Here is an 8159-nt window from a genome sequence, read left to right as displayed (position 1 = left end):
TGGATGCAGCGGGCCGGGTGGCGCGGGTGTGTATCAACCTGCCGGGTTGGGAGCAAATTCCTTTGGCGGAGTGGCTGGAGCCGCAGCTGCAGCGGCGCGTCACCCTCGCGAACGATGGCAATTGCGCTGTGGTGGGGGAGGCCTGGCATGGCGCAGCCAGGGGCTACAGCGACGTGTTGTTGCTCACCCTCGGCACTGGCGTGGGTGGTGGGGTGTTGCTGGGCGGCAACTTGTTTACGGGCCATGGCGGCGCGGCGGCTGAACCTGGCCTGATCTGCATCGATCCTGAGGGGCCCGCCTGCAACAGCGGCAACCGCGGTTCGCTTGAGCAGTTCTGCAGCATCGGAGCGTTGGCGCGCCAATCTCCTCTGAGCCCGCAGGAGCTCTGCCGTCTGGCCGATCAGGGCGATGCTGAAGCCCTGGCGATCTGGCAGCGCTACGGCCGCCGCCTGGGGGTGGGCTTGAGCTCATTGATCTATGTGCTTACCCCTGAATTGGTGTTGATCGGCGGTGGCCTCAGTGCGGCGAGTGCGCACTTCCTGCCAGCTGCACTGGCGGAAGTGGAGCAGCGGGTGCAGCGCGAAAGCCGTCAGGGCCTGGAGCTGCGCCGCTGCGCCCTCGGCAATGGGGCAGGCCGTTTGGGTGCTGCACGCCTGGCGCTCGATCGGCTGCTCAACGCCTAGCTGGGATGATGCGCCCAGTGCCCGCCGCGCCTGTGAGCGTTCCTGATCCCACTCCTGATCTGCTGCAACGGGCCGCTGCCGTGCGCCGCTGCGCGATGGCACTGGGTCGCCTCAGCAATCTGAAACGCCGTGAGGCGGTGGAAGCGATGGCCGCGGCACTGGAGGCGTCGGCCCCGCTGATCCTGGCTGCCAATCAGACGGATTTGGAGGCTGCTGCTGCCGATGGCCTAGCACCAGCCCTGGTGGCACGCCTGAAGTTGGATGCCGCCAAGTTGGCGGGCGGGATCGAGGGGGTGCGTCAGGTGGCTCAGCTGCCCGACCCCCTGGGGGTGCGCCAGTTGCACCGCGAGCTCGATCAGGGTCTCACGCTCGAGCGCGTCAGCGTTCCGCTCGGTGTGCTTGGCGTGATTTTTGAAGCCCGACCCGATGCGGTGATGCAGATCGCTTCGCTGGCGATTCGCTCTGGCAATGGCGCCCTGCTGAAAGGGGGCCGTGAAGCCAGCCGCAGCTGCGCGGCGATCTTCGAGGCCCTGCGCGCCGGGCTTGCCAACAGTGCTGTTGATCCCATGGCGCTGGAGCTGCTCACCTCCCGCGAGGAGAGCCTGGGGCTGCTCAAGCTCGATGGGCTGGTGGATCTGATCATTCCGCGCGGATCCAATGAGCTGGTGCAATTCATCCAAGACAACACCCGCATTCCGGTGCTGGGCCACGCCGATGGCATCTGCCATTTGGTTGTGGATCGGGAGGTGGACATCGATCAGGCCCTGCGCATTGCCATCGATGCCAAAACCCAGTACCCCGCGGCCTGCAACGCCATCGAAACGCTGTTGATCCACCGCGAGGTTGCCCCGGCGTTTCTCACCGCAGCACTCCCGGCCATGGCCTCGGCTGGTGTGAGCCTGCGCGGTGACGCTGCCGCCCAGTCGCTCGGCGTGAGCCATGCCGCCAGCGACGACGACTGGCGTAGTGAATACTCCGATCTGGTGCTTGCCGTGCGGGTGGTGGATTCCCTGGAGGATGCCTTGGATCACATCAGCCGCTATGGCTCCCGCCATACCGATGCCATCTGCACCACCAACGCCTCTACAGCGGAGATGTTCCTACGCAGTGTGGATAGCGCCGGCGTTTATGTGAACTGCTCCACCCGTTTCGCCGATGGCTTCCGCTACGGCTTTGGCGCTGAGGTGGGCATCTCCACCCAAACGCTTCCCCCAAGGGGACCGGTGGGGCTGGAAGGATTGGTGACCTATCGCTACTTCATGCGCGGCGATGGCCATATCGCTGCCGACTACGCCAGTGGTGTGCGCAGCTTCACCCACCGCGATCTGCCCCTGTGAGCGCTCCGGCCGATCGTGTGCTGGTGCGGGGCCTGCGCCTCTGGGCCCATGTGGGAGTGCTCGAGCACGAGCGGCAACTGGGTCAGTGGTTTGAGCTGGATTTCAGCTTGGGCTGCAACCTCAGTGCCGCCGCCGCAGCTGATGCGCTGGAGCACAGCCTCGACTACAGCCTCGCGATCCAAGCCCTGCAACATCAGGCGCGCCGGATCCGTTGCTTCACCCTGGAGCACTGGAGTGATCAGATCTTCAGCCTGCTGGAGGAGATCTACGGTGAGGTGCCGATCCGGTTGGAGTTGCGTAAATGCCAGGCGCCGGTGCCTGGCTTCTGCGGCATCGTGGCGGTGCAACGCTCACGGCGCTGGCCAACATGACCCGTCCGCTTGTGCTCCTGCATGGGCTGTGGGACACGCCACGCTTATTCCGGCGTCTGGAAGAGGAGCTTCTGCGGCGCAACCCGGGGCTGGAGTGGTTTGCCCCCCATCTGCCCCACCGTTTGGGGGCGGTGCCGATCCGAGAGCTTGCCGCGCAGTTGGCTGCTCTGATCGAGGCCCGTTTCGGACAGACAACGTCCCTCGATCTGTTCGGGTTTTCCATGGGTGGCGTGATCGGCCGCACCTGGCTGCAGGAGCACCGGGGCTGCCAGCGAACCCGCCGCTTCGTCTGCTTGGGGAGTCCGCAGAACGGCACGCTTGCGGCTCAGTTGGTGCCGCGCCGCCTCCTGGCGGGCATTGCCGATATGAAGGTTGGCAGTGCGCTGCTGCGGGATCTGCAGCGAGATCAGGTTTTGCTGGCGTCGCTGGAGTGCCACAGCTTGTTCACCCCCACCGACATCACCGTGTTCCCCGGTTGGCGGGCGGTGTTGCCACTGGGTACTCGCCGCGCGTTGCCGGTGTTCACCCACCGGCAGCTGATTGTTCACCCAAGAGCCGTGAGCGCTGTGGCTGATGTACTCCTGGCGCCCTAATCGGCAACGGTTCCTTACCGCCCGAGGCTGACTCGTTGCTTCCTGGGCATCTCGGAATTATCAGTAAGCGTATCAATGCACCCTCACCATGTGCTTTTCGGCTTCTGCCAGCTTCACAGCCTCCGCGGTGCTGATGCCCCTGGGTCTCTACAGCACCCACCTGGCCCGCACGAATAAGCAGCCCAACTACGTTCCGTTGGCGCTGGTTCCTTTTTTCTTCGGTGTTCAGCAGTTCGTTGAAGGCCTGGAGTGGACGGCCCTCGATAACGGCCGCACGGAGCCGCTCACCACGCTGGCTGGGTTGGGATTTCTCTTCTTTGCCTATTGCTTCTGGATGATCTGGATCCCCTGGAGTGCTTGGTCGATCAGTCGCAGCACCGATTCCCGCGGCCTGCAGAACCGCTTGCGCTGGGTTGCGATTGTGAGCACGGTGCTGGGCACGGCGTTTTATCTTCCGGTGCTGTTCAATCCTCCCGCTGTTCAGCCGGCAGTGCACAGCACGGGGCGTCTGCTCTACGACGTTTCCAACCTGCACAGCATCGTTCACAACTTTGTGAACACCGAGCCTGTGGGTGAGCTGGTGTATTGGGGTTTCATCGTTCTCCCACTCATCGCTGTTGCTGATAAGGCCGTCAAGCTGTTTGGGGTGCTGATCTTTGTCTCGATCTTCCTCACCTGGCTCACCTACAGCGCCACCTTTAATTCGGTGTGGTGCTTCTACTGCGCGGTGCTCTCGATCTTTGTGATCTGGATTGTCAACCGCCCTCAGTTGCGCAGCGCGCCTCAGGCTTGAATAGACGCCTGAGGGGCCGCCTTCATGCTGGTTGATCTGGAGCGTGTTCTGAACGGCCTGGGTGGCTGGTTGATCCGAGCCGATCTGGGGCTCGGCTTGCTGCTGGTGGTGGGGATCTCGGTGTCGCTCTCCCACGTGTTTGGCCTTTTGGCCAACCGCCTGGGCGCCCGTCAGATCCTCTGGCGGCTGTTGATTGATGCGCTGGTGCTGGCCTCCGCCTTCCTGTTGACCAGCTCCATCGACATGGTGCTGCTCAATCTCTATGGATCCAACCCGGTTCACCCCAGTGCCTTTGTGGATGGGATCGCCAGCTGTTTGCTGCCAGCCTGTTTTTATGTGTGTGTGGCTGCTCCCTACATCGGTGAAACCATTGGCCTGGTGCTCTGGGTGTTGATCCACCTGAATGTGGTCACCTTCGTGCATGTGCGCTTCGATCTGCCCTGGGATCAGGCGCTTGTGCTCACCACGCCCGGTTATCTGTTGGCTCTTGTGCTCGTGGCCTTGTTATTTCGCCAGAGCTGGCAACGGGGCTACGCGATGCTTGCCTCGGAGCTGGCTGAGCCATGAACGCCGCTGCTCGCCTGCATCCCTGGAGCCAGCGCTTCAACCTCAAGCTGCTGCTGCTCGTTCTGGCGATCGGCCTTGGTATCAACCTTGTGGGCCTGGGCCATCTGGCACTGTTTGTGCGCTCCACCCTCTCGCCTGCGGATCTGCTGCTGTTGTTGCAGTTGATTGGCTTGCTGCTGGTGGTGGTCATCGCAGCGGCTGGCATCTACTCGCTGGTGAGTGAATTTGCTTTTTGGGAGGGCTGGCTGCAGGGCTTACCAGTCCCAGCCACATTGTTTGATCATGGCCCTGCGGCGCTAGGTCCGCATCGCTGCTATGTGGTGTATCTCGATGGCATCCACCAGCTGGAGCGCGATCATCCGCCGCGGGTTTCCTCGTTTCTCGAATTGCTGGAGCAGCAGTTGGCTGCTGAAACCCTGCTGGTGCGTGGCCTGGAAACCTACACCGTGATGCCTGTGGCTCTGGCTGAGGATGCCGGCAGTGAGTGGTTCTGGCGGCGGCTGTTTGCGCTGCAGGAACAGCATCCCAACGGGTTGGTTCAGCTGTTGGCCGCGGTGCTGGTACAGGCCAACAATGTCATCAAGGTAGGGATTTCTTCCGATCGGCGCTACGGCCCCATCCTCAATTACGAGCTTGCGTTGAAGATCAGCCTGCGCCTGGCCGAGGTTGGATTCCGACCAGATAACGGTTGCCGCATCGTGCTCACCGGCTACAGCGGCGGAGCAGAAATGGCCATGGGTGTGGCTGATTACTTGCGCCGCATCACGCGAGCGCCGGTGAGCATCATCAGTTTTTGCGGGGTCTTCAGTGGCAACCAGGAGCTGCATCAGCTCGCCGGAATTACCACCATCGTGGGCAGCAAGGATCCCGTAGCCGCCTTTGGCCGCATCGCCTATCCAGGCCGATCGCCGCTGCTACCCCTCTCGAACTGGAACAAGGCCGTTTCTGCGGGCCAGATCCAGCGTTCTCTGATTGAGGGGATGAATCACAACGGCAGCAAGGGCCCGTTTTCTGAAGCCTTCCGCCTGCCTGTGATCAAGGCGATTCTGGCTGCGCTGGCTGCGCCAACTCCTGCACCAGAACAAACGGGCTGCTGAGCGGCTGGCAGGCCAACAGCCGTTCCTTAGCGCTGGCCGCAGCACTTCCGTGCAGGCTGCCGTCATGGGGGAGAACTTGTAGCGCTTGCCTGTAGGGCTCCAGCCAATCAGCTGCCGCTGCTCCGAGCTGGTCGACGCGGCGCAGGAGGCGTTCGCGCCAGATCCCTCCCATCAGCACCGGGAACAACTGGCAGCGGCCCTCCATCACCTGCTGGATCAGCGCTGAGCTGTCGATGCAGAACCCCAACGAGCCGTAGCCGCCATGGAGCAGCTGGCGGTCACTGGCCTCATGGTTGTGCACCAGGGCGATCACCTCGAGAAGATCAAACAGCTGCTGGAGCCGTTCACCTTCGTAGGGCTCTCCGAGGTAGTGAACAGTGCCGTTATGGCGATCGTTTTGCCACGGGCGCTGCAGATCGTTCAGGGCTTCCCAGCCGCAGAGCCCTTCGGTGCCCTGGTAGTACTGCAAGCGCAGCAGTTGGTTGGGGCCGCACAGCTCCAGCTCCAGGCAGCTGTGGGGCAGCAGCGATTGCACTTCCTCGCCATCGGCGCCAAGCAGGCCAGTGCGAATCGGTAGAGCCAGCGGCACCTGGCTCCAGCCATCTGCCTCATGGGGCAGGCTGGCCCCAAGGCCGAAACTGGCCACGCTGCAGCGCAGTTGCGCCCGGGCCTGCCAACCGCTGGCCTGGAGCTTGGCCAACCAACTGCTGCTGGTTGTGCAGCCTTCGAACCACCAGGGATCCTCGCTGAGGCGATTGGCTGCCAACCGGTTCAGCACCCGGGCCACCAGGCTGTTGAGCCGCCGCTCCTGCGGTGATTGCTCATAGCTCAGCCCAACATTGCGCCACACCAGGCCGCCACTGAGGGCTGCTCCAGCGGGGGCTGCGTTTTCATGGGGATCAGATTCCGCCTCCGAGGAAACTGCCTGCTGCAGCGTTGCAAAATCCCGCGGAAGCGGCGGCCGGTGCTCACTCCTCCACAGGCTCAGGGCATTCGGTTGATCGGGGTTCGCTGCCGGCAGCAGATGGGGCAGATCGTCGGCCATGGCAGCCAGCAGCCCTGGGGTGAGCAGACCCCGTTCGAGCACGCCTCCCAGCGCCTGAAGCTTGGGCGGCAGTTGCGCTGGCGACAGCGTCCAGCGCCGCGGTAGCAACCAGAGCAGGGCCAGCAGTTGCGGCTTGTGCAGATCGTTCGCCAGGCGCTTGAGCCAGTCGGAGCGGCTCAGACCCGAGCGGAACACACTGCGCTCGAGAGCTGCTTCGAAGCCGATCAGCGGAACCGGACAGCTCCACTGTTCCGCCAGGGCGAGGGGATCGCTGTTCACCACACGCAGAGCCATCTCGCCCCAACGCTCTCACCATGCTGCGCCGATTCAGTTCAAACGGCTACCAGGCCGGAGTGGCGAATCAGCGCTTCGCTACTGGGTTGGCGGCCGCGGAAGGCTTCGAACACCTGCTTGGGATCGAGGCTGCCACCAAGGCTGAGCACCGTGTCGCGGAAGCGACGGCCGGTGTCGCGGATGCGCTCTTCGTTTTCAAGGCCCACCTCCTCGAAGGCGCTGAAGGCATCGGCGCTGAGCACTTCAGCCCACTTGTAGGAGTAGTAGCCCGCGGCATAACCGCCGGCGAAGATGTGGCCGAACGAGCAGAGGAACGCGTCTTCATCGATCGGTGCCAGCACGGTGGTGCTTTCGGCGATTTGGCGGCGCAGCGCTTCGGGGCTCTGGCCGCTGCCGGGCTGCCACTGGCTGTGCAGCTTCAGATCCACCAGGGCGAAATGCACCTGGCGCAGGGTGGCGGAACCACCCATGAAGGTGCGAGCTGCCAGCAGCTTGCGGTACTCCGCCTCGGGCAGTGCCTCGCCGCTTTGCCAGTGGCGGGCCATGCCCATCAAGGTGGCGCGGTCGTAGCACCAGTTCTCCATGAACTGGCTGGGCAGCTCCACCGCATCCCATTCCACGCCGTTGATCCCCGCCGCCTGGGGACGCTCCACCGTGGTGAGCATGTGCTGCAGGCCATGGCCGAACTCATGGAAGAGGGTTTCCACCTCCTCGAAGGTCATCAGGCTGGGGGTCTCGCCCACCGGCGGGCTCTGGTTGCAGATCAGATAGGCCACCGGCAGCACGGCCGTGCCATCAGGCCGGCGCGAGCGCACCAGGCATTCATCCATCCAGGCTCCCCCTCGCTTGCTGCCGGGGCGGCTGTAGGGATCCAGGTAGAAGGCGGCCAAGGGTGATCCGGCGCTGGATCCCGCCTGGGATCCTTCCAGGATGCGGAAGTAGCGCACATCGCTGTGCCAGATCGGCGCCTCGCCGTCGGCCGCTTTGATCGTGATCCCGAACAGACGGTTGCACAGGGCAAATAGCCCCTCCAACACCTGGGGGAGGGGGAAATAGGGGCGCAGAGCTTCACTGTCGAGCTCGAAGCTTTCCTGGCGCAGCTTCTCAGCCCAGAAGCTCACATCCCAGGGCTGAAGATCCGCCGCTTCAGCGGCGCCATGGCGGCTGGCGCAGGCGGCCAGGGCCTCCAGCTCCTGCCGAGCCACGGGGTAAGCCGCTGCCCGCAGCTCCTCCAGCAGGGCCTCCACGGCGGCTTCCGACTCGGCCATTTTCGCCGCGAGGCTCACGTCGGCCCAGTTGGCATAGCCCAGGCGCCTGGCCTGTTCGCCCCGCAGCGTGAGGATGCGCTCGATCAAGGGCCAGTTGTTGAGCTCACTGCC

Annotated in this window: 9 protein-coding genes; 7 read left to right on the top strand and 2 right to left on the bottom strand. The window is 63.8% G+C overall.

Annotation, left to right across the window (positions count from 1 at the left end):
• The 7 genes from ACIQ2E_RS10145 to ACIQ2E_RS10115 form a co-directional block, all read left to right on the top strand.
• Window positions 1-683, top strand: a 683-nt coding sequence (locus ACIQ2E_RS10145) for an ROK family protein (RefSeq protein ID WP_398329780.1), incomplete at its 5' end; no start/stop codon positions are given.
• A gap of 5 nt (window positions 684-688) precedes the next feature.
• Entirely contained in the window at window positions 689-2020 is a 1332-nt protein-coding gene (locus ACIQ2E_RS10140; RefSeq protein ID WP_398329777.1) for a glutamate-5-semialdehyde dehydrogenase, read from the top strand.
• On the top strand, window positions 2017-2391 hold the full coding sequence (locus ACIQ2E_RS10135; protein WP_398329774.1) for a dihydroneopterin aldolase: 375 nt from the start codon (window positions 2017-2019) through the stop codon (window positions 2389-2391). The genes ACIQ2E_RS10140 and ACIQ2E_RS10135 overlap by 4 nt, the downstream gene beginning before the upstream one ends.
• Window positions 2388-2984 (top strand): esterase/lipase family protein, encoded by a 597-nt coding sequence (locus tag ACIQ2E_RS10130; protein ID WP_398329771.1) that lies wholly within the window; start codon window positions 2388-2390, stop codon window positions 2982-2984. The genes ACIQ2E_RS10135 and ACIQ2E_RS10130 overlap by 4 nt, the downstream gene beginning before the upstream one ends.
• Window positions 2985-3072: 88 nt before the next feature.
• On the top strand, window positions 3073-3777 hold the full coding sequence (locus ACIQ2E_RS10125; RefSeq protein ID WP_398329768.1) for a DUF6629 family protein: 705 nt from the start codon (window positions 3073-3075) through the stop codon (window positions 3775-3777).
• A 24-nt stretch (window positions 3778-3801) separates the two neighbouring features.
• Window positions 3802-4344, top strand: coding sequence for a hypothetical protein (locus ACIQ2E_RS10120; protein ID WP_398329765.1), 543 nt, complete (start codon window positions 3802-3804; stop codon window positions 4342-4344).
• Entirely contained in the window at window positions 4341-5441 is a 1101-nt protein-coding gene (locus tag ACIQ2E_RS10115) for an alpha/beta hydrolase (RefSeq protein WP_398329762.1), read from the top strand. Before ACIQ2E_RS10120 ends, ACIQ2E_RS10115 begins: the two co-directional genes overlap by 4 nt.
• Here ACIQ2E_RS10115 and ACIQ2E_RS10110 read toward each other — a convergent pair.
• Complete coding sequence (locus ACIQ2E_RS10110) at window positions 5380-6780, bottom strand: hypothetical protein (protein ID WP_398329759.1); 1401 nt, start codon at window positions 6778-6780, stop codon at window positions 5380-5382. The two genes, ACIQ2E_RS10115 and ACIQ2E_RS10110, sit on opposite strands and share 62 nt — an antisense overlap.
• A gap of 38 nt (window positions 6781-6818) precedes the next feature.
• Window positions 6819-8159, bottom strand: a 1341-nt coding sequence (locus ACIQ2E_RS10105; RefSeq protein ID WP_398329756.1) for a M3 family metallopeptidase, incomplete at its 5' end; no start/stop codon positions are given.

The organism is Vulcanococcus sp. (assembly GCF_044369115.1).
Taxonomy (GTDB): Bacteria; Cyanobacteriota; Cyanobacteriia; order PCC-6307; family Cyanobiaceae; genus Vulcanococcus.
The sequence above is the reverse complement of the archived record's forward strand: the minus strand, read 5'-3'. Positions and strand labels throughout refer to the sequence as shown.